This window comes from Lacunimicrobium album (assembly GCF_052161635.1).
GTDB lineage: Bacteria > Planctomycetota > Planctomycetia > Planctomycetales > Planctomycetaceae > SXPC01.
Window position 1 is genome coordinate 2,577,726 of record NZ_CP197413.1, and the last position, 22,843, is coordinate 2,600,568.

Genomic DNA, 22,843 nt, shown 5'->3' on the forward strand with positions numbered 1-22,843 from the left:
GACGATTCCTGCCTTTCAGTTCAAACCGATAATGAGAGTTGCTCGCGAACATCCATGAGCGCGAAGCCGAGGAGGTTTTGGCCTTGCCAGGTTGCGGGGATGTGGGACATAGGATCGGTGGCTTTGAGGCCGATACCCCAGATGCGGTCGTAGGGGCTAGCTTCAACGAGGATAGTATCGCCGGTAGAGAGGAGATAGTCACGCAGGGGAGGGTTCTGCTGAAACTTGGCGAGGTTGCCTTGTGTGACGAGAGAACGGGCGTTTGCTTTCCAGGTTTTGTCGTCAAAGTTCCTGACCTTTCGGCCGAGGGCTTTGGCTTGTCCGGGGTCAGGGGAAATGAGGATTTCCCCGAGGATATCGTTGTCGTTAAAGAGTCGTGCTTTGCTTGCCATCATCCAATGCTCGGCCGTCGGATAGGCGATGTCGTCGATGTAGAAGAGAGTGGGGAACCATTGGCTGAGACAGCTCTTATTGGTGCTGCCATCATTGGGTGGCTGGTGGCCCCAGAAGTACAGGTATTCGAACTGCTCACCATCGAGGCAGCGTTTGCGGAGGAGGTCGAGGGTGAGCATAGGGTTTGCATCGGTTGGAAGCAGCTTGATGAATTCAACAGCTTGTTGACACGGAAACGAATGATTGAGTTCGAGTGACTTGCAAGAATACGATCAAACCCGCGGCAAGTAGACGACGTACTTTTCCTCGAACCAGGGTTCCTGGAACCAGTCGGAGATAGCGGACTTTTGAACTCGTTTTTCGTAGGGGGTGAGTTCTTCGGTGAGGTCGCCGCCTTTGAGGGCGAGGATGCCGTTTTTCAAGGTGGGGGAGATGTCTTTGCGGTCGATGAGGTGGTGGGTGAGGTCGAGGAAGGTGGGCATCGCGGTGACGGCGCGGCTGGTGATGTAGTCGAAGCGGGCGTTGAGGTTTTCGGCCCGGTCATGGATCGCGGTGACGTTCTTCAAGCCGAGGGAGTCGGCGATCGCCTGGACGACCTTGATCTTCTTGCCGATGGAGTCGACGAGGGTGAAGGAGCAGTTCGGGAAGAGGATCGCCAGGGGTAAGCCGGGGAGGCCGCCGCCGGTGCCGATGTCGATGATGTGGGCGCCGTCAGGGAAGGTGGTGAATTTGGCAATGGCAAGTGAGTGGAGGAGGTGGCGTTCTTCGAGGTGTTCGGTGTCTTTACGCGAGATGACGTTGATCTTCTGGTTCCAGTCGAGGAGGCCGGCGGCGAGTTGTTCGAACTGATCGCGTTGGGTGGGAGTGAGGTCGGGGAAGTAGTGGGGGATCAGGGAGGGCACGGGTGGGGCTTTCTGGGGTTTGAGCGACTTGTAAAATGGAGAGGCACTGGCATAGCCAGTGGCACCCGGCGGAGAGATGAGTGGTCAATGAGTAAAGGGAGTGGGTTGGTTGACTGCAGAGGTCCCTCATCCGACCTCGAAGACTCGGCCACCTTCTCCCCGGGGGAGAAGGATCGAAGAGAGAGATGTGCTCATAGGCTCGCTAATACGATTTTTCGCATGTCGGTGATGAGTTGTCGGAGGTCGTCGGTGGTTTTGGCTTCGTTGGTGAAGCCTTTGGCGGAGGTGCGGAGGATGCGGGCGATTTGTTGGGTGGTCATTTTGAGGGTGCGTTTTTTGGGCAGTGAGGAGTCGAGAATTTCGGTGAGGAGGTTCTCGAACTCGATGGCTCCTCGGATGATGACGTCGGGGGCGACTTCCTTGATGCTGACGTAGAGGTCGGAGGCGTCGGGGGAGGACTGGATGAGTTCGAAGGGCTTGACGTGCCAGACTTCGAAAGCGAAGGCGAGCTTTTCGTCGAGGGATTTTAAGCGTGCGAGGCCTTCGCGGATGGTCTTGAGGTTGGCGGTGGTCAGGTCGTTGATGACTTCGATGAAGATCTGCTCTTTGGAGGGGAAGACCAGGTAGAGCGCTGGGCGGGACATGTGAGCGGCTTCGGCCAGATCGGCCATGGTGACGCGACGGTAGCCGTAGCGGATAAAGACCTGTCTGGCGGCGGCGATGATGAGTTCCGTTTTGTCTTGGGCCATATTTTCAGTATTGACAAAAGACGTCAGAACGTCAACGATCTGACATTATGACGTTTTTTGTCAGTACGACATATCGTCATCGATGGTTGCCGCGAAAGCCGGAAGATTTTCGGAGGACGCAGCCATCGTTTCTGGGACGCTTGAAGCAAAGGAATATCCATGCGTCTGATGTTGAGTTTGGTAATGATGATCTGCCAGGGAACTGCTGTGAGAGTTCAGGCTGGCGAGACGGATTTGCAAGGGGTCGCGTTTCCTGCCACGGGAGCGGCGTCGGCTGTCTTCACGGTCGAGCGAGGGAAGAAGGAGACGGATCGCGGGGTCGTTTATTACGACCGGTACATCGATCAGAAGGGGCAGGTGGTGGCTTCGATCGAAGCCACCTACGAAGCGGGAACTTTGTCGCTGGTGAAGTTCGATCAGAATCAGCTGCAGGAGACTTCCTCGGCGGTGTTCAAGAACGGCCAGGTGACCTACTCTCACACGGCACAGGGGAAGACCAACAAGACCACCGACAAGGATCCGGGGGACATGGTGGGTGCTCCTGCCGTCGATGCTTTTATCGCGGCGAAATGGAATGATCTGCAGGCGGGGAAATCGGTTGACTTCACGCTTCCCATCCCGGCTCGTCGGCAGTCGTTTGGCATGCGACTGACGAAAGAGCGGACCTGGTCTGAGACTGGTCGAGCCTTTACAGAGATCAGGATGGAGCCTTCGAATCCGATTTACCGGACTCTGGGGGAGCCGCATTATTTCGTGTTCGATGATCAGACGAAGATGCTGGTGGAGTTCCGCGGGAGAACGGTGGCGAAGACGGGGACGCCGGGGAAGTGGGATGATTTTTCGGGGCGGATTGTGTATCGGGCGGCGGGGGAGAATTAGGAAGTTTTAGACACAGAGACCACAGAGGTTTTATGGGAGGGCGAGGCTCCGTCCGAGCCGGACCTTTGCGTTGTGAGACTTCATTGATGCGTTGGGCGTGTGGCGAGGTTGTGTCAGGCGTTGATGTTGACGCTCCATGCGCGGATGGCACGGCTGACACAGCCGTGGCACACGGGAATGGTTGTCGACTTGATGAAGTAGCGGTGCAACGCGGGACAGCGGCTCGGACGGAGCCTCGCCCTCCCGGTTCTCGGATGTTGATTACAAAATTTATTTTAAGGAGAGACATGTGACGAACAACAAATGGACGGCTCGTGAGATTCCTTCGCAGGCTGGTCGGGCGGCGGTGGTGACGGGGACGGGGGGGTTGGGGTTTGAGGATGCGCTCGAGTTGGCGCGGGCGGGGGGTGAGGTGATTCTGGCGGGGCGGAATCCTCAGAAGGGGGCGGATGCGATCGAGAGGATTCGTCAGGAGGTGCCGACGGCGGATGTGCGGTTTGAGCAGGTCGATCTGGCGAGTTTGAAGTCGGTGCAGGACTTTGCGATGCGTCTGCGCCATCAGCGGGACAGTCTTGATCTGCTCATTAACAATGCGGGGGTGATGGTGCCGCCGAAGCGGATGGAGACGTTGGATGGGTTTGAGTTGCAGTTGGGGACGAACTATCTGAGTCACTTTGCGTTGACGGCTCAGTTGCTGCCGTTGTTGCAGAAGGGGGTGGCTCCGCGAGTGGTGACGCTCTCAAGCGTGGCGGCGCGGCAGGGGACGATCAACTTTGATGATCTGAATGCCGAGCAGAGTTATCATCCGATGACGGTTTACAGTCAGTCGAAGCTGGCGTGTCTGATGTTTGCGTTGGAGTTGCAACGACGCAGTGAAGCAGGGCGATGGGGGATTGCGAGCCTGGCGGCGCATCCGGGGGTGTCGCGGACGGATCTGCTTTATAATGCGCCGGGGCCGTGGAGTGTGGAGCGGATGGCGCGATCTTGGCTGTGGTTTTTGTTTCAGCCAGCGTGCCAGGGGGCGCTGCCGACGTTGTTTGCAGCGACCTCACCCGATGCCCAGCCGGGGGAGTATTATGGGCCGGACAAGTTCGGAGAAATCCGGGGTTATCCGACGATCGCGAGGGTGCCGGAGCAGGGGTTGGATGAGGGGGTCGCGGGGCGGTTGTGGGGGGTGTCGGAGGAGTTGGTGGGGGTGAGGTTTGGGGCGGGGGCTAAAGTTACCGACTAGCGCGGAATAGTCCTGTCGCAGCCCACCATCAAATTAATACTCTGCTTATACAGCTGTCGCAACCCCAACGCGCGTTGTTGGCTTATTTAACGTTGGCGCGGGTGGATCAATTGTGGTGGTTTGCGCGGAGCATTCACCCACCCTGCAAATCGACGATATGAACAATTACTCCGGGCGTACCGAAGCCGAGCTAAAAGAACGATCTGGATTGAGCACTACCGCAAGATAATATTCTGCGTTTAGTCCCCCACCAAGCGAATAGTGTAACTCGACAGAATCGTTCCTATTTCTGGGCGATCCCAATACTCTGACTATTTCTTCCTGGTTTGGCTTCTCCTCTTGCAACCACTCGATCACGGCGGCTTTCATGCGGTACTTTGCCGAATAGAATGTTGACGGTGAATGTCGCTTCCAGGCGATCTCGTCAAACTCGCGCGGGGAAGTCCGTTGATGCAGATAGACGGCCAAGCCAACGATAGATAATGCCGTCATGAAAGCCATTAATTGAAAAGTTTGGATCACCACTTGCTTTTTCGATGTGATTGCCATTTTATCTCCAAAGCCGCGTAGCCAGGCTGGGTGGGTTAAAGGCTTGGCGCGACCCGCCATCCAACTCATAACCGAGTGCTGCAGCCGTCGCAACTCCAATGCGTGTTGTTGACTCGTCCCATGTTGTCGGGGGGGGGCGCGATTGCGCGGAGCATTAATTTAACTTACGAGACTTCAGCTTCAGGATCTCCCTCGCGACTTGCTGTGCATGTGCTTCGCTGACTGGTGAAAGCCCCATTTGTTCGGTTTCAATCTTGAGCAAGGCTGTTGTTATCTCAGTCTCGCTCGCGTTCTCAAGTACCATACGGACAAATCTGCCTGCATAGCTCGTGTATTCATCTTTCGGACTCAGTGGAATATCATTGATACCTAAGGGATCCCATTGCTCGAAAAAGATGGTGTCAACCTGCTTGACCAGTTCTTTAATTTCACGCTTATTCATGGGCATTACCTCAAAAACAACCGGTACACCGGGTTGTCGTTCTCGCTGACGGAGGGATACCCGAGGGTGTTGAGGAAGGTTTGGAAGTCGGGCATTTCTTCGGGGGGGACTTGGATGCCGACGAGGATTTGGCCGTAGTCGGCGCCCTGGTTTCGGTAGTGGAAGAGGCTGATGTTCCAGTTGGGGTGCATGGCGAGGAGGAAGCGTTTGAGGGCGCCGGGGCGTTCGGGGAATTCGAAGCGGTAGAGTTGTTCGTTGCTGGCGATGAGGGTGCGGCCGCCGACCATGTAGCGGACGTGTTCTTTGGCGAGTTCGTTGTCGGCGAGGTCGATGGCGTGGAAGCCGCGGATAGTGAGGTGTTCGACGAGGGCGGCGCCTTCGTCTTCGGATTTGGTTTCGACGCCGAGGAGGACGTGGGCCTGGGTGGTTTCGGAGATGCGGTAGCTGAACTCGGTGACGGCGCGCTGGCCGATGGTGTCGCAGAGGAGTTTGAGGCTGCCGGTGTGTTCGGGGATGGTGACGGCGAGGAGGGTTTCGCGGTGCTGGCCGGCGTCGGCGCGTTCGGCGACGAAGCGGAGGCGTTCGAAGTTGATGTTCGCGCCGCAGGTGATCGCGACGAAGGTCTTGTCGGTGAGTTTATGTTTGGAGGCATAGGCTTTGGCGCCGGCGATGCCGAGGGCGCCGGCGGGTTCGAGGATGCGCCTTGTGTCTTCGAAGGCGTCTTTGATGGCGGCGCAGACGGCGTCGGTATCGACGAGGATGTAATCGTCGACGAGTTCGCGTGTTAAGCGGAAGGTTTCTTCGCCGACGAGTTTGACGGCGGTCCCGTCGGAGAAAAGGCCGACGTCGGTGAGTTGGACGCGGTCGCCGTGGTGGACGGAGCGGACCATGGCGTCGGAGTCGGTCATCTGGACGCCGATGATCTTGATCTCGGGACGGATGGCTTTGACGTAAGCGGCGACGCCGGAGATGAGACCGCCGCCGCCGATGGCGACGAAGATGGCGTCGATGGGTTGCTGGTGTTGCTTGAGGATTTCCATGCCGATGGTCCCCTGGCCGGCGATGACGTCGGGGTCATCGAAGGGGTGGACGAAGACGGAGCCCTGGGTCTCGGCGATCTTGAGGGCATGGAGGTAGGCGTCGGAATAACTGTCGCCGTGGAGGAGGACTTCCGCGCCACGGGAGGCGACGGCTTCGGACTTGACCTTGGGGGTCGTGACGGGCATGACGATGGTCGCGCGACAGCCGAGGCGTTGAGCGCTGAGGGCGACTCCCTGGGCGTGGTTGCCGGCGGAGGCGCAGATGACGCCGCGGGAGAGTTCTTCGGGCGTGAGGTGGGCCATTTTGTTGTAGGCGCCTCGGAGCTTGAAGCTGAAGATCGGCTGGGTGTCTTCGCGTTTGAGCCAGATCTGGTTGTGGATGCGCGAGGAGAGTTTGGTCGCGAGTTCGAGAGGGGACTCGATCGCGACGTCGTAGACCTGGGCGTTGAGGATTCTGTGGAGATAATCGGAGAGGTCGATCGGCATGGTGTGGGGGTGGTTCTGCGAATTAGGTGACAATGGAGACTCGCACAAGCGGAAGCGAATCGATCCCAGAAGAAACAAGAGTATTTACCACAGAGGCACGGAGGACACAGAGTAAGAAGAAAATCTCAGCTCCCTGATTCACAACTCCGTGTTCTCTGTGCCTCTGTATTGAATTCTTCCGGGTCTTCAGATTGAGAATATTTACTCGGAGTGACAGAGTTTGCTTGCATCATCTCGGTATGATGGCGGAGTGGATGGATTATTGCCAGTCTTCGAGTTGCAGGGCGGGGATGCGGGAGAATTTGGCAGTGTTGGGAGTGATGAGGGTGAGGTTGTTGGCGAGGGCGATGGAGGCGATCATGAGGTCGTTGGGGCCGATGGGGGTGCCGAGAGCGGCGAGGTGGGCGCGGATGCGGCCGTATTCGAGGGCTGCGTTGTCGTCGAAGGGGAGACTAGAAAAAAGCGTTCTCAGTTCTTCGATGTTATCAAAGTTTTGAGTGCGATGTTTTGGTGAAGATCGTTCTGCTCCAAAAATCAGCTCTGCCAGAACCACAGAGCAAATGACGATCTCGCTGAAATTGGCCGATTCTACACGCCTTACGATATTCGGTTGGCTGGAGTTCAGATAACCAATGCAGGTATTGGTGTCGAAAAGGTATTTCACAGCTGTTCTCGCTGTTCATAATCACCTTCATCAACGACTTCGAAATCTCCCTGCCATTTGCCAGCGAGCCGAGCAACTCTGGCGCTCCATTCCTCTTGGGACATTTCAATTCGAGGTGCTACAGCAGATTGGACAGTAATCACCACTTCTTCCCCAGCGTTCTGAACTGGAAATTGAAGGGTGACAGTGCCGTCTGGAGCAATTCTCGATCGGGTGACAGTTCGATTCATGGGTAATATTCCTCGCTTATCATTTTAGACCTTAGCTCATTGAAGCTCATCTCGAATTTCAAAGTCGCCCTCGTCATCGATTTCGATGGGGCCTTCGATTGAACCAGCCATTGATTCTACCCAGGCAGCCCATTCAGCTTGTGTGAGTTTCTCTTTGATAAGAGGCTGAACAGTCACTTTCACCTCTTCGCCGGCGTTCTTGAGTGGAAGTTGGACCGTGACGGTGCCGTCGGGGGCGATTTTGGAGCGAGTGACGATGCGGTTCATGGGTGGTCTCCTTGGGCGTTTTTATTGTACGGCAAAGAGTGGGGGTGTGAGAATGCTGAATGTGTCGACAGTCAGTACGCACGCGCGTATCTGTGGCGGCGTTAGGACGCCAAACGACAGTGTTTCCCACCCTGCGCGCCGCCAGAAGCCGCTTTATTGATGTGTGATACGCTCTAGTCGAGGCGTTTGGTGAAGAGATGGTTCGTTTTTTTGTGGTCGTAGCCGAGGGATTGGTAGAAGCGGTGGGCGTCTGCGCGGGTGATGTTGGACCAGACGATGATGTCGGCGAGGCCTTTGGAGCGGGCGATGAATTCGGCGTGTTCCATCAGGAGTTTGCCGATGCCCTGGCTGCGGGCGGCTTCGTCGACGATGAGAGCGACGACTTCTAAGCGTGGGTCGACGAGGAGGGAATCGTTGATGCGGAGGTGGAGGAAGCCGAGGGGGAGGTCGGAGTTGTTGACGGCGACGAGGGTTTCGTTTTTGGTGGGGTCGAGTGTGAGCAGGCGTTGCTGGAGTTGGGTGGGAGTGAGGGGGTAGCCGAGTTGGGTGAAGAGGGTGGCGATGGTGGGGAGGTCGGTGGTGGGGTTGAGGGGGCGGATGGGGAGGGGCATTTAAAGAAAGAAATCCAAAAGAGGTTGCCTGTTACGATTCGAGCAATGAACGTCGACTCTTGCCTAGCGCCCACCCTCATCCGCCCTTCGGGCACCTTCTCCCCTCAAGGGAGAAGGGACGGGATGAGAGTTTTATTCAATTCGCAGAGGTCCCTCATCCGTCAGCGAAGCGCTGCCACCTTCTCCCCGGGGGAGAAGGGCACTCGGAATGGGGTGGGATTTTGCCTTCGGGAGTATTTTGAATTTATAGAAGGCTTGTTGGCGCGATGCCCTCATCCGCCTTCGGCACCTTCTCCCGGGGGGAGAAGGGATGGTATGCTAGCGGATGGTGGCGAGGTCGTCGAGGAGTTGGTTGCGGTCGGGTTCGTCGAGTTGGAGGAGGTATTCTTTGGCGAGGTTCATGTGGGCCTTGAGACGCTGTCGGTCGCCGGAGATGGCGGCGGCGCGGGCGAGGGCTTCGTGGGCGTAGGCCTGGTAGAAGGCTGGGAGGTTTTCGCTGTAGCGGAGAGCCTGTTCGGCGTTGATGAATGCGGGGACCGGTTGTCGGAGAGTGGCGTAAACGCGGGAGAGGAGCCAGTAGCCGATGGCGATGTTCTGATCTGTCACATCGGGGCGCTGAAGCCAATGGTACAACGAAGCGTGAGCCAGGTGGATCATCTGCTGGTTGTCGTCTTCGGAACGATTGGCGCGGTCGAGCAGTTCCCATGCATCGTTGAAGCATGTGGTCGAGAAGTTCATGTGAGCGTGTTTTGTGTCGGAAGACATTGCTGTTTTATGGGGTGTTGATGTATTGGATTTGGTCGAAGTAAATGGTGATGGGCTTTCCCTGTCCTGCGAGTGACCAGCCGAAGCCGGTTTTGATGCGGGACAGGTCTTTGCCTTGAAGAGGAATGCGGTAACGCTGCCAGTCGGTCGTCAGCTTGATGCTGGGGAGATCGGACTTGGACGTATCACAGTATGATTTTCCGTTCGGCGTACCACCGACAAGAACATTCATGACTTCTCCGCCATCTTTACCACGGGCGAAAAACTCGACATACGTGGTTCCCGACAGGTCAAGGCCGCCTGGGCGGTCGCCTTCCCAGTCGTCAGGCGGGGATTGCCACAGTACACCGCCCCAGTCTGCCACGGCGAGGTATTCGACTTTCAGGCAGTTCGCACCGGAATGAGGGTTCTCAGTGCAGTCGGGAGTCATGCGGATGGCTTTTGTGTTGCCCATGTAGCCGGAGGGGGTGTAGGTCGATTTGGTGTTGGCTTCGTCGTAGACCATGTAAGGGAGAGCAGGGCGGGGCGACTTCTGGGCGATGACGGGGGCGTCGACGAAGAGAGGGATATTGGCCGTGGATGCCCCGCCGTGTTGATCGTAAACGTAGGCGAAGAGTCGGTAGCCTCCGCCGCTGGATGGGATGGTGATTTTGGCGGATTTGAGGTCGCCCTGGACAGCGCTTGCGATGTCTGACTCGGCGGACTGGGCGTCGCCGCCTTCACCGATCACGACTGCGTCAGAGCGGAGGATCCATTTGACTTTGAGGGAATCGTTTTCGTGGTCGATGGCCTTGAGGGTGGCGGTGATTGTTTCACCGGGTTTGAGGTGGTCGATGCGGTCGAGTTCGAGTGAAGTGATGGAGGGACAGCGATCCTGGGGGTATTGGCCGGTCCAGGCTTTGGTCATGGCGTCGGTGGCTTCGACTCTGGTGCCGTCGGGGAGGAGCATGCCGAACCAGGTAGCGGTGGTTTCCTGCTTGTGTCCCCAGAGGAAGGCGTAGGAGCCGAGGGCGAGGCCGAGCTGGCTGGTGACGGCAGTGTTGTAGCCGTTGAGGTATTGGTCGGCTTTGGCGGTGCTGGAGGCTTCCAGCGGAGCGCCCCAGCGAGTTTTGGCGACTTCCCAAGGGCCGTTGGGGCCGTGTTCGGTGACGATGTAGGGTTTGGAGCCGCCTGCTTTTTTGTAACGATCGGGCATGGAGGCGATGCCGGCGTAGCTGTTGACGCCGATGATGTCGATGTGCGGGCAGAAGCGTTCGATGCTGGAGACTTTGTGATCGCCGAGTTCTGCGATGACGGTCATGGTGGGGTGATGGGGGTCGAGCTTTTTGATTTCGCGAGCGATGTTGTCGATGGCGTACCAGATGGAGGGGTCGAGGCCGTCGCCTTCCATTTCGTTGCCGATACCCCAGAGGAGGACGGCGGGGTGGTCTTTGTATTTGCGAACGGCGTCGAGGCAGTCATTGAGTTGAGCCAAGACGGCGGCTTCGTCGTGGTAATCGAAGCCGTGTCTTGGATGGCCGAGCCAGAGGCCGACGCAGACGGTGAGTCCGTGTTTGTGGGCTTCGTCCAGGAGAGGGGCGATGTTTTTGGCATCCCAGGTGCGGATCGAATTGCCGCCGGATTTTTTGAGGAGTTCGAGTTGGGTCTGGCCGCCGACGCCGTGGATCTCGTATGGCTGGTCATTGCGGAGGAGCTGGAATTGAGATGCGTTTTGACGCAGTTCCACGCGGACTGCCTGGGCGTACAGGAGTCCACGTAGAGACGTCATGCAGACAAAACAGAGTAAACTCAACGCAATAGACTTCATATTTCCGCTTAAATTGAGTTTCCTTAGAGAGAAAGCCGTGACACCTGTATCGTAACAACACAATCGCATCTACGCGAGTTGATTTATTGATGTTTTTTCGATACCTCTAGTGGTGGTAAGACCTCTCTTCGATATGAAGCTCACCGGAAAGGGTAACTCATGAGGGTATTTCTCGCGCTGGTTGTTGGGCTGATCTGCCATCAATTCAGTGAAATTACATACGGTCAACAAGGAAAACAGTTCAAATTAACTGCCCGAGCCAGCCAGATTGACCAGACTGCCAAGGAGCATCCTGAACTGGGATATGTGTTTCAGGATGACAAGGGGAAACCAGCGGATATCGAGCATGCCAGTGTTGATACGAGCGTGGCTCCGCGAGGAGAGCTGGTGATCTGGCTGATGGGGCATAGTCAGCCTCTGTTTGATCGGGTGAACAGCTATGGTCAGCATGCGATTCAAGTTCACTATGCGAACAAGTGGTTCGGGACGCTGAAGCCGGACGTTCGAGACGATGGGCATACGCTGGGAGAGATTCGACTGGAAGCTGCGACGGGGGAAGACTTCAGTTCGGCAGTTGATATCCCCAAGCCGGATGGGATGAAGCAGCGTGCGACGCAGTTTGTGAAGTGGCTGGTCAAGGAGAATCCGGAAGGGAAGTGGGAGCAGTTTCTCAACAGGACCCAGGATGATCTGATCTGGGAGAAGGTCATCATCTGCGGGATCTCGCACGGGTCGACGACTGCTGGGCGGTTTGCGAAGCATCAGAAGGTGGCGCGGGTGGTTATGTTTTCCGGGCCGCGGGATCAGTATGACCATTGGCAGGAGTTGGATTCTGCGACGCCTGCGAACCGGTACTTCGGGTTTACGCACGTTCTTGATAGTGGCTGGACCGGGGATCATTATTGCCGGTCGTGGCAGTTGCTGGGGCTTCATGAGTTTGGGCCGCTGGTGGATGTCGACAAGGTGACAGCGCCGTTTGGAAATTCACGTCGATTGATTACCAATGCTGATGTGGGCGGGAATGCGGATCGGGCGCACAATGCTTCGATTCCTGGTAAGTCCGCGGTGAAGAATGCGAAGGGGGAGTTCATTCACGAGGAGGTGTGGCGTTACTTGTTTACACATCCGGTGGATCAGGTGGGGGAGCGGGTGCCGATGGAGGAGGATTGTCGGATGGAGCTGAAGAAGAAATGAGTTTTTGATGAATGATGCGAGTGGTTCAGTTCGCGCGTTGTCTGCTGGTGGACTAGTTTTTTGCCTGATGTCGATATGGTATTGCGAGTCTGTTGATGCCTATCGCCCACCCTCATCCGCCCTTCGGGCACCTTCTCCCCTCAAGGGAGAAGGGACAGAATGGAAAGCCTTTCGGACATGCACATCCAGATTTTTTCATTGATCGTTGCAGTGAGTTTTGCCTTTGCTACTTCTCCTGAAGCAGTCTTCGCTCAGCAGGGGGAGGGTGGGGTGAAGGTGATGAGTTTTAATATTCGGTATGGGACTGCTAAGGACGGCGTGAATCATTGGGAGAAGCGGAAGGAGTTTGTGGTTGAGACGATCAAGAAATTTGATCCCGATGTGTTGGGGACGCAGGAGACGCTTGATTTTCAGCGGGATTATCTGTCGGAGAACCTGAAGGGTTATTCGGTGTTTGGGGTAGGGCGGAATGATGGAAAAGAAGATGGGGAGATGATGGCGATTTATTATCGGGATGATCGGTTCACGAAGCTGGAGGGGGGACATTCGTGGTATAGCGAGACGCCGGAAGTGGCTGGGAGCATGGGATGGGATACGTCGCTGCCTCGGATGGTTTCGTGGGTGAAGCTAAAGTCGAAGTCAGAGGCTGGTCAGGAGTATTACTTTTTCAATACGCACTTTGATCACATTGGTCCGCAAGCGAAGAAAGAGGCTGCCAAACTGCTGGTGAAATGGATAGCCGAGAAACATGCGGACGGGACGCCGGTGATTTTCATGGGGGACTTTAACTCCATGGTGGGGAGCCAGCCTTACAAGACGCTGTTTGAGTCAGAGAGTATCAAGCTGCAGGATACTTATCTGGTCAAGCATCCGTCTGGGTCGGAACCAGAACAGACGTATGGCGGATTTGAAGCGGTGAAGACTGGCAAAGGCCGTATCGACTGGATGGGCTGTACCGAGGATATCGAGGTCATCCGTGCGGAAATTGACCGGACGGCTCGTGGTGAGTTCAGTCCATCGGATCATTACCCGATCAATGCAGTATTGGGAATCAAGCGATAAGGCGGCGGTGTCGTCGTTTTCTATGGTTGAGAGTCGGGAGACGTCATGAACAAATTCATTGCTGCAACATTGCTGGCTGTCGGTGTGTTGGGTGTTGTGACGTCTGGGTCCGCGGAAGCGAAGCTGTTTACCAGGCATTCTTACGGGCCTGAGCCTCGCTATTATTATGGCACGGATCGTCATATCGACTATCTGTCGCCGCATTGGGGATACTTCCATTACAATTCCCACATTCCGTATTCGACGCCAGTGCCCGGATTGCGGAACAACAGCGGGGCGTGGTTTCGTCGGTAGGTGAGTCCTGGTTTTGGACGGTGTGGCTGTGGTTTGATCGATGTTGGCAGATACTCTGGATTGAGTATTCATTTCAATTCGCAGAGTTCCCTCATCCGTTGGCGCTGTGTTTAGTAAACACCTGAGGTGTTGTGCCGCCACCTTCTCGCCGGGGGAGAAGGGCGCACGGAATGGGGTGGGATTTTGCCTTCGGGGGTCTTTTGAATTTATAGATGGCTTGTTGGCGCGATGCCCTCATCCGTCAGCGAAGCGCTGCCACCTTCTCCCGGGGGGAGAAGAATCAGGCGAACGGATTTTCGCGACTTATTTATCTTGTTTTGCAGAACTAATCGGTGGTTAGGTTTTTTGAAATCTGCTTTCGGTGCTGTCCTGCTCTTGCCTAAGTCTTCCCGAACCGCCTATGCTCGCGCTTCGGGTCCTTGTTTGGCCTAGAATTGGATTTCGCCACATCTTGCCATGAATGGCTTATCATGAAAAAGTATCGCATCTGGACGGCTGCCGGGCGGACGACGAAACGACTGCTTCATCCTCGCAGCTGGTATCAGACTTTCAAGCTGGCGACGACGTCACGCGATCGACGCAACCGTGATGACCTTCAGTTGGGACTTTATGGCAAGGTCCTGCCGAGTGGCTTTCTGCATTATGCTTACTTTGAAGAGACGGATCGGCCGCTGGCATCGTTGTGTATTCAGGATGTCATGGATGGGCAGACGCTGTACGCAGAGAAACTGATGGAGTTGATTCCGCGTGGCCGGATTCTGGATGTCGGCTGTGGGCTTGGCGGGATGGTTAACCTGCTGCGTCAACGGGGCGATGAAGTGATTGCGGTGACGCCGGATGGTCCTCAGGCAGCTTATGTGCGCCAGAAGTATCCGGGCGTTGAAGTGCATGAATGCAAGTTTCAACGACTGCATGTTCCCGAGTATGCCGGGACCTTTGATGCGGTGTTGAATTCTGAATCTTTGCAGTACATTCCGCTACCTAAGGCTGCGGAGCTTGTGAATGGGTATTTGAAGCCAGGCGGGTCGTGGGTCATTGCCGACTATTTCAAACTGGCCAGTGAGACGGCGGGATCCGGGCATCCCTGGCCTGCTTTTGAGCAGGTGCTCGAACAGTACGGTTATCAGTTGACGGCCAATCGTGATATCACGCCGAATATTCTTGTGTCGCTGAATGCCACGCATGGACTGGCTCAGGATGTCGCGCGTCCGATGATCGAGTTCATGATTCAGAAGCTGAAGTTGAAGCGACCAGCGTTCAGTTTCATGCTGGAAGATATTTTTGAAGAGATGTGGCGGACGATTGATATCAATCTGGATGACATTGAGCCTTCGAAGTTTGCGGCGACGCGGAAGTATGTGATGGTGTCGGCACTGAAGCCGGTGAGTGTGGGAGTTGAGAGTAAGACGGAACGGGCGACGGCGATTCCGGTGATGTGAATACTGAGGCGGGTAAATGCTGAAGCGTATTACGGAATGAAAACTGGCTAGTGCCTATGCCCCACCCTCATCCGCCCTTCGGGCACCTTCTCCCCTCAAGGGAGAAGGGACGACGCTGTGTGCGTTTGCAACTTCGCAGAAGTCCCTCATCCGACCTCGACTGTATTCCTATGCGAACCAGAGGTTCGACTCGGCCACCTTCTCCCGGGGGGAGAAGGGGTGAGAGAAAAAATTTGGTGCCTGTTTTTCGTCGGCGTGGGGGTTGGGGATTTGATACAAGGGGGGCATGAAAACGCTCATGGCTTCGGAGGATGTTCTTTATCAGGCGCTGCTCGATCGGGATGGTCGGTATGAGGGGCGGGCTTTTGTCTGTGTGAAGACGACGGGGATCTTTTGTCGTTTGACTTGTACGGCTCGCAAACCGAAGCGTGAGAACTGTCTGTTCTCGGAATCGATTGGGGACTGTCTGGAGTGGGGCTTTCGGCCGTGTCTGCGTTGTCAGCCGATGCAGCCGATGGGGACGCCGGAGCCGGTGGTCGAAGCGTTGACGCGGGCCCTTTTTCAGGATGACGAGCGACGCTGGCGGGAAGAGGACGTTGTGTCGATGGGGTTTGATCCCTCGACGGTGCGTCGGGCGTTTAAGCGGCATTATGGGATTTCTTTTCTGGAGATGGCGAGGATGACGCGGCTGAAGCGTGGCGTCGAGCGATTGACGCAGGGGGGTAAAGTGATTGACGCGCAGCTGGAGGCGGGGTTTGATTCGGCGAGTGGATTTCGGACAGCGTTTGCGAAGATCATGGGTGTCTCGCCATCGCAGTTGAGCAGCGGGGGGACATTGAGGGCAGACTGGATCAGCACGCCGATCGGGCCGATGATTGCAGTGAGCAGTTCGTCTCGGTTGCAGTTGCTGGAATTCGCTGAGCGGAAGGGGCTGCCCAATGAGTTAACGCGGTTGATGAGGATTCATCAGACGACAGTCGGGCTGGGACGATTTGAGCCGACGGAGCAGATCACGGACGAATTGAAGGCGTATTACGAGGGACGGTCGTTTGTGTTCAAGACGCCGCTGGAACTGCATGGGAGTGCGTTCACGAAAAGCGTGTGGGAGGAGTTGCTGAAGATCCCGCCGGGGGAAACGCGGAGTTATGCGGGGATCGCGAATGCGCTAGGGAATCCGCTCGCGGTGAGGGCGGTTGCGCGGGCGAATGGGTCGAATCAGATTGCGATCGTCGTGCCGTGTCATCGGGTGATTGGATCGGATGGGAGCCTGACGGGGTATGCGGGTGGATTGTGGAGGAAGGACTGGTTGATTGGGCACGAGCGGAAGGGACGGATGAAGGCGGAAGGATGAAGGATGAGTCGGAGAATGAATGGAAGGCTTTGCCAATTCGCAGCGGTACCTCATCCGTCGGCGAAGCGCCGCCACCTTCTCCTGCGAGGAGAAGGATCGAAAGCTACTCGTCTTTGTGGTGGAAGGCGTTTTGGAGGAAGGCTCGGTTGAAGCCTCGGGGGACTTTGTCACTGGATGCATAAAGATAGAGGGCGGCGATGAGAATGGAATCGAGGGTGGCGAAGATGAGGGCGGTCGTCATCAGAAGGATGATCGAGACGGCAAGGCAGGTGTAAATAACGAGGGGAATGCCTGTTGTCAGTGAGAATAAGAAAGGGCTGGCAGCGATGAGCATGACGATGAACTGCAGAGGTCCTAAGCTGAGACCGGTGACGAGAGCTTCTCCCCACGTTTCCCTGATGACGGCGATACTGCGTTTGATGGCATCAACAGGTCCGAGTTTTTCGACGACGATCACCGGGACAACGAAGTAGGAGGCGATACTCCAGGCGATGCCTGCGAGGGCACCGACGATCTGGGCGCCGAAGTTCTTATTGTTCTCGAGAAGACGCAGGAGGATTCCGACAGTTGCGGAGACGAGAGCCCAGCCGGCGATTTGCGGGATGCGTTTACAGGCAAAACGTAAGCCTGTTGCGACCGTGGGGTCGCCGCCGTTGAAGCGGACGATGGCGCACGAGATCAGAGCCGCGTTGAAGAAAGTGATGACAAAGTAGTTTACAAAATAGAACGCGAAGAGGACGATCCAGGCGACGGGGTCCTGAGAGATGTTGGTGGTGTCGAGCGATCTCAGGTTTGCTTCGATGGTCGAAAAATCGGTGCCAGCAAGGGGGAGAACGAAGCTGGCGGTGACAAGGAGCATTGCGGCTCCGCTGAGGATCGGGAAGATGATCAACTCCCGGTCTTTGCGAAGAACCGTGATGCACTGACGCATGATTTCGAAGCTGTTGGAGATGGTGTCGAACATCTGTCTTTTCCTGGGGCAGAATCTTCTCATACCGGTATGAGAAGATAGAACGTCATGGATCAAGATAAGGATCAATCCATTTTTCTGAAAAGTCGTCGCCGCGTTTCTGGCGGGCGTGTTACCGGAAGGTATTTCGGTTTTCTGCGGTCATAGGAAATGTGTTTTGGAGATCGTAACACCGATGATGGGACCGAAACACGCTGTGATCGGGACCAGATGTCGATTGATGGGTGAAGGCTGCAGCGGCTGTGTGCTGACGAGGACTTACCTTGTGATGTGGCGACAGTTCGTCGTAAGATGATTAATCGAGTCTGGTGTTGAAGCTTGGGCTTGCAAGGATCTTTTTTATTGTGTGGGACTATGTCTGCCATTCATCTGGATATGCCAGCGACGACAACTGCGACTGCGTCGGTCACTCGTTTTGATTATGTGCTTTCAACAGGTGCGTTGCTGCTTTTGGGGATGACGATTGTTTCGCTGGGGAAGGGTTATGAGCGGTGGGTCGAACTGGGGCCGGCGATCTGGATTCATTTGACAGCGGTGGTTCTTGCGCTGGGGACGACGCCGTTTCTGTTATTGAGGACGAAGAGGGATCGGCTGCATAAGTCGATGGGGTATCTTTGGGTGGGGTCGCTGGCGGTGATTGCGGTCAGTAGTTTTTTCCTGAAGTTCATTATCCCGGGGAGCTTCAGTCCGATTCATCTTTTGTCGGTGTGGACGCTGATTCAATTGCCGATGATTGTGATGCGAGCCCGACAAAAGGACATCAAGAGACACCGCAGGATTGTGCGTGGCGTGGTGGCTGGCGGGTTGATTGTGGCCGGGATCATTGCGTTTCTGCCGATTCGGCTGCTGGGGTTGTGGTTGTACAATTAAAGGTCTGGGATTGGATATGTTGCAGGGGCGTCGCAAGGATGAGGGACCGAACTATTTTCTGGTTGTGGGGTTATGCCTGGCTGGGGTCTTGATACTTTCGGGGCTGACGGCGCTGGCGATGAGTTTGTGGAAGAAGCCCGTCGATGCTTCGAAGTTGCCGCCGGATGCGAGGATGGTCAGCGGTTCGGAGACGGGTCAAAGCGACAGCGATTCTCATGAGAAGGTCCTGGGAGATCACGTCAAGCTGGCACAGAAGGTGAATGATTATCTGGTGGGGCTGAAGCCGACGGAGCCGATGGGGAATGTGCGGTTTCATGTGTGGGATTTTTCAAATCATGCGGTGATGCTCGAGCGACGGGCGTTGCTGGCTGAACCGGTTGAGGAGAAGGTATTTGTCGAGTCGGCTAAGAAAACGACCAGGGAGTTGATCGAAGGGAATCAGCAAACGCTGGAGAAGATTCGGAAGAATGTGGAGCTACTGCCGGGTAAGACGCAGGCGGCGATTCTTGATTTTTATGAGTGGTATGAAGGACATCCAGCGAGGCTGTTTGCGCTGAGCATCAAGCCCGAAGGGAGCGAGGATTCGATTCCTCTGCATGTTCGTCAGTTGGGAAAGCAGTTTGCGGAGGCGATGCAGAAGCAGGATTATCAAACAGCGGTGGCGACGGTCGGCGAGATGGATCAGTTGGCGGTTCAGGTCAGTGAAACGATGGCAGAGCGCGGGCTGCAGCAGGATGGGCAGACGGTTGAGATCCAGAATGTCTTTTCCGTCATGGTGCAGTACATGCAGGGAGAATGGAGCGAGGTCCAGGAGAAGGACGCGAAGCTGGCGTTCGTCGATCCGCTGGAGACGTTGGCGCGGCATGTGGTGGAAATGGGGTCTGTGCCGGAGACGCGTTGATCCCATATACTCATCGACAGAGAACATGCTTGCTCAAAGCCGCAAGCATGGCACATTTTTCGATGTGATGGATTGAGATTACTCAGTTGCCTGAGCGGAGTCGGCTGGACCGCCCCAGCCGGTGCGGGCTTCCCGGACGTCTTTTTTGACTTCGTCAAGATGGCGACGGATGACCCAGTGGCGGTACCAGATGCAGCCACTGCTGCTCATGGCGGCCATCATAGTGACGATCAACATCAGAGTACCGACATTACGACGCATGGAGACTTCCTTGTCACCGCGAGATCCTGAGTCATTCAGGAACGGTTTTGCGGTCCTCGCTGTTATCGGATGTGGGGGCGAGAGGCTTGAGGAGGGATATGATCAGGTGGGGTTAGGTAAGATGAGCGGGGTCGGCCTGGCGAGGATTTAGCAACCAAGTCGATTCACTGGCGGGGCATTTGCCTTTGAGGCCGTTGGGGATGGGGTGGGTGGCGAGGGGAGTGATGTCATAGCTGCTGGCGTAGTGGTGCTGGACTTCGTCGGCGTTGATCGAGAAGGGTGGGCCGTCTATTTGGGACTGGTCGTATTCGAAAGTGATGAGGAGTTGCGGGGCGGTTGATGTCAGGGCTTTGAGGTGGGTGGTGTACTGGTCGCGGATGGGCTGGGGGAGGGCGACGAGGGCGGCTCGGTCGTAGATGGCGTCGATGTGGCCGAGGAGGGAAGGGGTGAGGGAGAAGATGTTGCCGACGAAGATGTCGATGTTGGGAGCGGAGTACTGGAGGAGGTCGCCGGTGGGAGTGATGATGGGAGACTGGCCGAGGTCGGAAAAGAGCTGGTCGATGGCGAGTTGGCTGAGTTCGGCACCGGCGACTTGAGCGCCTTGAGAGAGGAGCCAGTGGATGTCGACGGTTCGGCCACAGAGAGGGACGAAGACGCGGCTGCCGGGGGAAAGGTTGAGTTTGGCGAAGTGTTCGACGAGGAAGGGATTAGGAGTGCCTTCGTGGAAGGCGGTTTCTTTGCGTTGCCAGCGTTCGTGCCAGAATTCGGGTTGCATGGTGATAGTTTCAAGAGAGAAGTCGATCGGGGAGGCTTATGGTCAGACTCATTCTAGCAGAACAGGTTCGGTATCAGGTTCCTGAATCCATCCGTTCGATGCGATCAAGGCTCCTGAAAACAGAAAAAGCCAAGGCGAATCAATCTGGGAATTGATTCGCCTTGGCTGTAGTGTGTTGGGTTGGGAGTGGTTAGAAAGTCTTAGAACTCGCCGACGACTTCGCCGCCTTGGGTGGAGCAGAGGGCGGACCAGGTGATGCTGCTGATGTTTTCTGAGACGAAGCGGACGGAACCGTCGCAGAGGCTGAGTTGGACGCCGCCGGTGTGTCGGCTGCGGGCACCGTATTGGACGCCGCTTTGATAGCCGAGGCCGTTTTGGCCGACAGCGACGGTGCATGGGACGGTCTTGTATTCTGTGCTGGATGGGTTTTGTGCGGCTGCGCTGCACTTGATCGACTCATCGGGGCTTGGGCTGTTGGGAGTCAGGAAGGACATGAAGGCCGGCTGACCATCATCGTTGAGGTGATCGCCGCGAGAGTCAGCGGTTTGGCCTGGGCTACCAATGATGATTTCCGAGAAGCAGGCGGTGTTGGAGGTTCCATCGAGAACTTCGGCGAGCCTTCTGGTGTGGCCGGATTCGAACGGGGCTCCGTCGAAAGTGACTTCGTCGTACTGGTTGCCGTAGAGGTGGTTGTTGGCCCAGTTCGCGACGTAGTTGCCCTGGACCCGCCAGTAGGCAGGATCGTTGGTTGCGCCCTGATCGGAGGGGCCAAGATCTGAAGGGCAGTTATAGAGAGGGACTTGAAAACGCAACTGGCCAATGTTGGGGGTTTCGTAGAAGTTTTTCTTCAGATCGAAGCCGTCATACAGACTGCCTTGTTCGATGTATGGCCAGAGGAGAACGTGCCAGGTGACTCGCTTGTACTGGCGTCCGTCTTCATAGGTTCGATTATCGTTGACTCCTGCTCCTGGCGGCATCCAACCTGCGTAGGTATCGATGTGGTTATGGAGGGCGAGAGTCCATTGTTTGAGGTTGTTCTTACAGGTACTTCGTCGTGCTGCTTCTCGTGCCTGCTGGACGGCAGGCAGGAGGATAGCGACAAGAGTCGCGATAATCGCGATGACAACCAGCAATTCGATCAAAGTAAAGCCATGCTGCGAGCCGGGGCTTCGGGCATCATTTTTTCTTGCATTAACCATCAGAGTCACCCCAAAACAGAGAAATGTGGTGGTGAAAATAAACCGCGAATGCGGACGAGAGGACAAAGGAATTGGAAGTGGAAGTGGAAACGGCGATCAGAGCTTCTTTTTCAGATTGAGATCATGAATCTGTGAGGACTCGTTGAGAATTTCGACGGTCAGAGGCGTCTGAGTTTCGACGCTGTATTTGACGTCGGTGACGAGTTCGAACTGATCCATGGGTGGGCTGTCAGGGACGCCCTTTAAGCTTGGAACCTGGCCTATGAGCTTGGTGCCACGCACGAGAATTTTCTTGTTTCCTGGTTGGACACGGGCAATATAGGTGCCGTCCATGATACCACCGCCGCCGACGGGGCTTGCACCGTCAACGGAGACAAAGGTGATTGAACCGCGATCAACAGGGACACCCTCGACGGTGATCTTCCCGGTGACTTCGACTATTTTCGGTCCCTTGTTGCAACCGAAGGCAGTGACGAGCGCAGCGCAGAGCAAAAGCGAGTGAAACTTCATAGAAATGTCTTTCAGATAGACGAAGGGATCTGAATAATATCGGCGTCCACCGATAGATCGCAAGAGAATATCGATTTTTTGGCAGAAATAATGAGGGTTTTCCGTACACGTGTTCGTCACAATTTCTTGAGCCAGCAAACATTTTTCGGCAATCGAGTGCTGATAAGACCAATTGGACCGTGACAAACCTGCCGTGGTGTCACAAGCGGCGAATAACTCATCCGTATGACCAATTGTGTCTATTTTCGATGCCTCCTTGTCACGACGCAATTTTCTAATACTTTCTTTGCCTGCATGCGTTCTTGTATTGCGGCGTTTACAAGCATAAAAACGTCATTGCGATCCCTCCGATCAGGGGCAAAATGGCTCAATACTGCTCCTCGATTGCCTTCTCCATGTATTGTCTTTGCCATTATTCAGGCGTGTGACCTTGAAGGGGGGCGATTAAAAAGCTGGCTGAGAGAAGGGAATACTACTTACAAGCGACGTGGGTTGTCTGGCTGAGATGCGGAATTTATGGGGTGAGCAAGATAGCGATTGTGCCAACTGGCCATGCTCTTCTTATCGAACTGCAATCAGTGACGTGAATAACCGATGCTAGTGATGGTCGACTTTTATGAGCGAGGTGCTCAATCCCTGTTTTGGGTCCACGTTGGCGGGGCGTCTCCAGAAGCATTTTGCCGTTTCATTGTCAGGAGTTAACACTATGAAATCGATTCTGGGGATCGCGATTGTTGCGATGGCGATGGTCGTGACTGTCACTGAGTCGACCGCGAAGGCGGGGCCTCGACATCGTCCGTGCGAAGTGATCGTTCCTTATCAGGCGGGCGGGTATTATGGAGCCTGGTGCGTTCCCGGGTATGGTGCCTTCCCGTATGGCGAGAATTACAACAAGTATGACCTCTATCGCCCAGCGGGGGATCAACGCGGTCGTGCGAACGGGTATCTGGGTTGGCGATAGAGGAATGGGCGGTGTAGCGGGGAGGCCGAGGCGGGCGGGGT

General features: G+C 55.8%; 27 protein-coding genes. 10 read left to right on the forward strand and 17 right to left on the reverse strand.

Annotation, left to right across the window (positions count from 1 at the left end; translation table 11 throughout):
- Window positions 1–20: 20 nt before the first annotated feature.
- The 3 genes from SH248x_RS10200 to SH248x_RS10210 all read right to left on the reverse strand — a co-directional run bounded on the left by SH248x_RS10200 (window position 21) and on the right by SH248x_RS10210 (window position 2,044).
- The gene (locus tag SH248x_RS10200) at window positions 21–572 is read right to left on the reverse strand and encodes an NADAR family protein (RefSeq protein WP_459558435.1); all 552 of its coding nucleotides are present in this window, start codon (window positions 570–572) and stop codon (window positions 21–23) included.
- A 93-nt stretch (window positions 573–665) separates the two neighbouring features.
- Window positions 666–1,295 (reverse strand): 16S rRNA (guanine(527)-N(7))-methyltransferase RsmG, encoded by a 630-nt coding sequence (gene rsmG, locus SH248x_RS10205; protein ID WP_459558436.1) that lies wholly within the window; start codon window positions 1,293–1,295, stop codon window positions 666–668.
- A gap of 191 nt (window positions 1,296–1,486) precedes the next feature.
- The gene (locus SH248x_RS10210; protein WP_459558437.1) at window positions 1,487–2,044 is read right to left on the reverse strand and encodes a TetR/AcrR family transcriptional regulator; all 558 of its coding nucleotides are present in this window, start codon (window positions 2,042–2,044) and stop codon (window positions 1,487–1,489) included.
- Between the two features lie 159 nt (window positions 2,045–2,203).
- Here SH248x_RS10210 and SH248x_RS10215 point away from each other — a divergent pair, with 159 nt between their 5' ends.
- Together SH248x_RS10215 and SH248x_RS10220 are read left to right on the forward strand one after the other, a co-directional pair.
- Window positions 2,204–2,923, forward strand: coding sequence for a hypothetical protein (locus SH248x_RS10215; protein WP_459558438.1), 720 nt, complete (start codon window positions 2,204–2,206; stop codon window positions 2,921–2,923).
- Window positions 2,924–3,212: 289 nt separating this feature from the next.
- Window positions 3,213–4,154: an SDR family NAD(P)-dependent oxidoreductase gene (locus SH248x_RS10220; protein WP_459558439.1), complete on the forward strand. Its 942-nt coding sequence runs from the start codon at window positions 3,213–3,215 to the stop codon at window positions 4,152–4,154.
- Window positions 4,155–4,319: 165 nt separating this feature from the next.
- Here the strand turns inward: SH248x_RS10220 and SH248x_RS10225 are convergent, their stop codons facing one another.
- The 9 genes from SH248x_RS10225 to SH248x_RS10265 form a co-directional block, all read right to left on the reverse strand.
- Complete coding sequence (locus SH248x_RS10225; RefSeq protein ID WP_459558440.1) at window positions 4,320–4,772, reverse strand: hypothetical protein; 453 nt, start codon at window positions 4,770–4,772, stop codon at window positions 4,320–4,322.
- An 85-nt stretch (window positions 4,773–4,857) separates the two neighbouring features.
- Window positions 4,858–5,145, reverse strand: coding sequence for a hypothetical protein (locus SH248x_RS10230; RefSeq protein WP_459558441.1), 288 nt, complete (start codon window positions 5,143–5,145; stop codon window positions 4,858–4,860).
- Between the two features lie 5 nt (window positions 5,146–5,150).
- Window positions 5,151–6,671: a threonine ammonia-lyase gene (gene ilvA / locus SH248x_RS10235; RefSeq protein ID WP_459558442.1), complete on the reverse strand. Its 1,521-nt coding sequence runs from the start codon at window positions 6,669–6,671 to the stop codon at window positions 5,151–5,153.
- A gap of 259 nt (window positions 6,672–6,930) precedes the next feature.
- Entirely contained in the window at window positions 6,931–7,335 is a 405-nt protein-coding gene (locus SH248x_RS10240; RefSeq protein ID WP_459558443.1) for a type II toxin-antitoxin system VapC family toxin, read from the reverse strand.
- Window positions 7,332–7,565, reverse strand: coding sequence for a hypothetical protein (locus SH248x_RS10245; RefSeq protein WP_459558444.1), 234 nt, complete (start codon window positions 7,563–7,565; stop codon window positions 7,332–7,334). The genes SH248x_RS10240 and SH248x_RS10245 overlap by 4 nt, the downstream gene beginning before the upstream one ends.
- Before the next feature lie 36 nt (window positions 7,566–7,601).
- The gene (locus tag SH248x_RS10250) at window positions 7,602–7,832 is read right to left on the reverse strand and encodes a hypothetical protein (protein ID WP_459558445.1); all 231 of its coding nucleotides are present in this window, start codon (window positions 7,830–7,832) and stop codon (window positions 7,602–7,604) included.
- Window positions 7,833–8,005: 173 nt separating this feature from the next.
- Window positions 8,006–8,443: a GNAT family N-acetyltransferase gene (locus SH248x_RS10255; protein ID WP_459558446.1), complete on the reverse strand. Its 438-nt coding sequence runs from the start codon at window positions 8,441–8,443 to the stop codon at window positions 8,006–8,008.
- Window positions 8,444–8,761: 318 nt separating this feature from the next.
- Window positions 8,762–9,181: a hypothetical protein gene (locus tag SH248x_RS10260; protein WP_459558447.1), complete on the reverse strand. Its 420-nt coding sequence runs from the start codon at window positions 9,179–9,181 to the stop codon at window positions 8,762–8,764.
- Between the two features lie 34 nt (window positions 9,182–9,215).
- Complete coding sequence (locus tag SH248x_RS10265; protein WP_459558448.1) at window positions 9,216–10,976, reverse strand: glycoside hydrolase 5 family protein; 1,761 nt, start codon at window positions 10,974–10,976, stop codon at window positions 9,216–9,218.
- A gap of 198 nt (window positions 10,977–11,174) precedes the next feature.
- On the opposite strand from SH248x_RS10265, the gene SH248x_RS10270 reads away from it, so the two are divergent.
- The 5 genes from SH248x_RS10270 to SH248x_RS10290 all read left to right on the forward strand — a co-directional run bounded on the left by SH248x_RS10270 (window position 11,175) and on the right by SH248x_RS10290 (window position 16,355).
- On the forward strand, window positions 11,175–12,209 hold the full coding sequence (locus tag SH248x_RS10270; RefSeq protein WP_459558449.1) for a BPSS1187 family protein: 1,035 nt from the start codon (window positions 11,175–11,177) through the stop codon (window positions 12,207–12,209).
- Window positions 12,210–12,368: 159 nt separating this feature from the next.
- Window positions 12,369–13,271: an endonuclease/exonuclease/phosphatase family protein gene (locus SH248x_RS10275; RefSeq protein ID WP_459558450.1), complete on the forward strand. Its 903-nt coding sequence runs from the start codon at window positions 12,369–12,371 to the stop codon at window positions 13,269–13,271.
- A gap of 45 nt (window positions 13,272–13,316) precedes the next feature.
- Window positions 13,317–13,565 (forward strand): hypothetical protein, encoded by a 249-nt coding sequence (locus tag SH248x_RS10280; protein ID WP_459558451.1) that lies wholly within the window; start codon window positions 13,317–13,319, stop codon window positions 13,563–13,565.
- A gap of 470 nt (window positions 13,566–14,035) precedes the next feature.
- A complete protein-coding gene (locus tag SH248x_RS10285; RefSeq protein ID WP_459558452.1) occupies window positions 14,036–15,004 on the forward strand; it encodes a class I SAM-dependent methyltransferase in 969 nt (322 codons plus the stop codon).
- Between the two features lie 286 nt (window positions 15,005–15,290).
- Entirely contained in the window at window positions 15,291–16,355 is a 1,065-nt protein-coding gene (locus tag SH248x_RS10290; protein WP_459558453.1) for a bifunctional transcriptional activator/DNA repair enzyme AdaA, read from the forward strand.
- 103 nt (window positions 16,356–16,458) lie between these two features.
- Here the strand turns inward: SH248x_RS10290 and SH248x_RS10295 are convergent, their stop codons facing one another.
- Window positions 16,459–17,319: a DUF6159 family protein gene (locus SH248x_RS10295; protein WP_459558454.1), complete on the reverse strand. Its 861-nt coding sequence runs from the start codon at window positions 17,317–17,319 to the stop codon at window positions 16,459–16,461.
- A gap of 360 nt (window positions 17,320–17,679) precedes the next feature.
- Between SH248x_RS10295 and SH248x_RS10300 the strand changes: the two genes are divergently transcribed.
- Both SH248x_RS10300 and SH248x_RS10305 read left to right on the forward strand, forming a co-directional pair.
- The gene (locus SH248x_RS10300; protein WP_459558455.1) at window positions 17,680–18,195 is read left to right on the forward strand and encodes a DUF2306 domain-containing protein; all 516 of its coding nucleotides are present in this window, start codon (window positions 17,680–17,682) and stop codon (window positions 18,193–18,195) included.
- A 10-nt stretch (window positions 18,196–18,205) separates the two neighbouring features.
- Window positions 18,206–19,096 carry a hypothetical protein gene (locus SH248x_RS10305; RefSeq protein ID WP_459558456.1) on the forward strand — a complete coding sequence of 297 codons (891 nt, stop codon included), beginning with the start codon at window positions 18,206–18,208 and terminating at the stop codon, window positions 19,094–19,096.
- A 78-nt stretch (window positions 19,097–19,174) separates the two neighbouring features.
- Here the strand turns inward: SH248x_RS10305 and SH248x_RS10310 are convergent, their stop codons facing one another.
- The 4 genes from SH248x_RS10310 to SH248x_RS10325 all read right to left on the reverse strand — a co-directional run bounded on the left by SH248x_RS10310 (window position 19,175) and on the right by SH248x_RS10325 (window position 22,111).
- Entirely contained in the window at window positions 19,175–19,357 is a 183-nt protein-coding gene (locus SH248x_RS10310) for a hypothetical protein (protein WP_459558457.1), read from the reverse strand.
- 112 nt (window positions 19,358–19,469) lie between these two features.
- Complete coding sequence (tmpT, locus tag SH248x_RS10315) at window positions 19,470–20,132, reverse strand: thiopurine S-methyltransferase (protein WP_459558458.1); 663 nt, start codon at window positions 20,130–20,132, stop codon at window positions 19,470–19,472.
- A 200-nt stretch (window positions 20,133–20,332) separates the two neighbouring features.
- Complete coding sequence (locus tag SH248x_RS10320; protein WP_459558459.1) at window positions 20,333–21,331, reverse strand: DUF1559 family PulG-like putative transporter; 999 nt, start codon at window positions 21,329–21,331, stop codon at window positions 20,333–20,335.
- Between the two features lie 96 nt (window positions 21,332–21,427).
- A complete protein-coding gene (locus SH248x_RS10325) occupies window positions 21,428–22,111 on the reverse strand; it encodes a hypothetical protein (protein WP_459558460.1) in 684 nt (227 codons plus the stop codon).
- A 436-nt stretch (window positions 22,112–22,547) separates the two neighbouring features.
- Here SH248x_RS10325 and SH248x_RS10330 point away from each other — a divergent pair, with 436 nt between their 5' ends.
- The gene (locus SH248x_RS10330) at window positions 22,548–22,802 is read left to right on the forward strand and encodes a hypothetical protein (protein ID WP_459558461.1); all 255 of its coding nucleotides are present in this window, start codon (window positions 22,548–22,550) and stop codon (window positions 22,800–22,802) included.
- Window positions 22,803–22,843: the final 41 nt, after the last annotated feature.

Excerpts from the sequence above, each read along its gene's own strand:
- SH248x_RS10275 (WP_459558450.1), top strand. The coding sequence starts at position 12,369 with ATGGAAAGCCTTTCGGACATGCACATCCAGATTTTTTCATTGATCGTT.
- SH248x_RS10245 (WP_459558444.1), bottom strand. The coding sequence starts at position 7,565 with ATGAATCGAACTGTCACCCGATCGAGAATTGCTCCAGACGGCACTGTC.
- SH248x_RS10280 (WP_459558451.1), top strand. The coding sequence starts at position 13,317 with ATGAACAAATTCATTGCTGCAACATTGCTGGCTGTCGGTGTGTTGGGT.
- SH248x_RS10230 (WP_459558441.1), bottom strand. The coding sequence starts at position 5,145 with ATGAATAAGCGTGAAATTAAAGAACTGGTCAAGCAGGTTGACACCATC.
- SH248x_RS10270 (WP_459558449.1), top strand. The coding sequence starts at position 11,175 with ATGAGGGTATTTCTCGCGCTGGTTGTTGGGCTGATCTGCCATCAATTC.
- tmpT (WP_459558458.1), bottom strand. The coding sequence starts at position 20,132 with ATGCAACCCGAATTCTGGCACGAACGCTGGCAACGCAAAGAAACCGCC.
- SH248x_RS10225 (WP_459558440.1), bottom strand. The coding sequence starts at position 4,772 with ATGAGTTGGATGGCGGGTCGCGCCAAGCCTTTAACCCACCCAGCCTGG.
- SH248x_RS10260 (WP_459558447.1), bottom strand. The coding sequence starts at position 9,181 with ATGAACTTCTCGACCACATGCTTCAACGATGCATGGGAACTGCTCGAC.
- SH248x_RS10285 (WP_459558452.1), top strand. The coding sequence starts at position 14,036 with ATGAAAAAGTATCGCATCTGGACGGCTGCCGGGCGGACGACGAAACGA.
- SH248x_RS10295 (WP_459558454.1), bottom strand. The coding sequence starts at position 17,319 with ATGTTCGACACCATCTCCAACAGCTTCGAAATCATGCGTCAGTGCATC.
- SH248x_RS10320 (WP_459558459.1), bottom strand. The coding sequence starts at position 21,331 with ATGGTTAATGCAAGAAAAAATGATGCCCGAAGCCCCGGCTCGCAGCAT.
- SH248x_RS10210 (WP_459558437.1), bottom strand. The coding sequence starts at position 2,044 with ATGGCCCAAGACAAAACGGAACTCATCATCGCCGCCGCCAGACAGGTC.
- SH248x_RS10265 (WP_459558448.1), bottom strand. The coding sequence starts at position 10,976 with ATGACGTCTCTACGTGGACTCCTGTACGCCCAGGCAGTCCGCGTGGAA.
- SH248x_RS10215 (WP_459558438.1), top strand. The coding sequence starts at position 2,204 with ATGCGTCTGATGTTGAGTTTGGTAATGATGATCTGCCAGGGAACTGCT.
- SH248x_RS10330 (WP_459558461.1), top strand. The coding sequence starts at position 22,548 with ATGAAATCGATTCTGGGGATCGCGATTGTTGCGATGGCGATGGTCGTG.
- ilvA (WP_459558442.1), bottom strand. The coding sequence starts at position 6,671 with ATGCCGATCGACCTCTCCGATTATCTCCACAGAATCCTCAACGCCCAG.
- SH248x_RS10290 (WP_459558453.1), top strand. The coding sequence starts at position 15,291 with ATGAAAACGCTCATGGCTTCGGAGGATGTTCTTTATCAGGCGCTGCTC.
- SH248x_RS10255 (WP_459558446.1), bottom strand. The coding sequence starts at position 8,443 with ATGCCCCTCCCCATCCGCCCCCTCAACCCCACCACCGACCTCCCCACC.
- SH248x_RS10250 (WP_459558445.1), bottom strand. The coding sequence starts at position 7,832 with ATGAACCGCATCGTCACTCGCTCCAAAATCGCCCCCGACGGCACCGTC.
- SH248x_RS10200 (WP_459558435.1), bottom strand. The coding sequence starts at position 572 with ATGCTCACCCTCGACCTCCTCCGCAAACGCTGCCTCGATGGTGAGCAG.
- SH248x_RS10300 (WP_459558455.1), top strand. The coding sequence starts at position 17,680 with ATGTCTGCCATTCATCTGGATATGCCAGCGACGACAACTGCGACTGCG.
- SH248x_RS10310 (WP_459558457.1), bottom strand. The coding sequence starts at position 19,357 with ATGCGTCGTAATGTCGGTACTCTGATGTTGATCGTCACTATGATGGCC.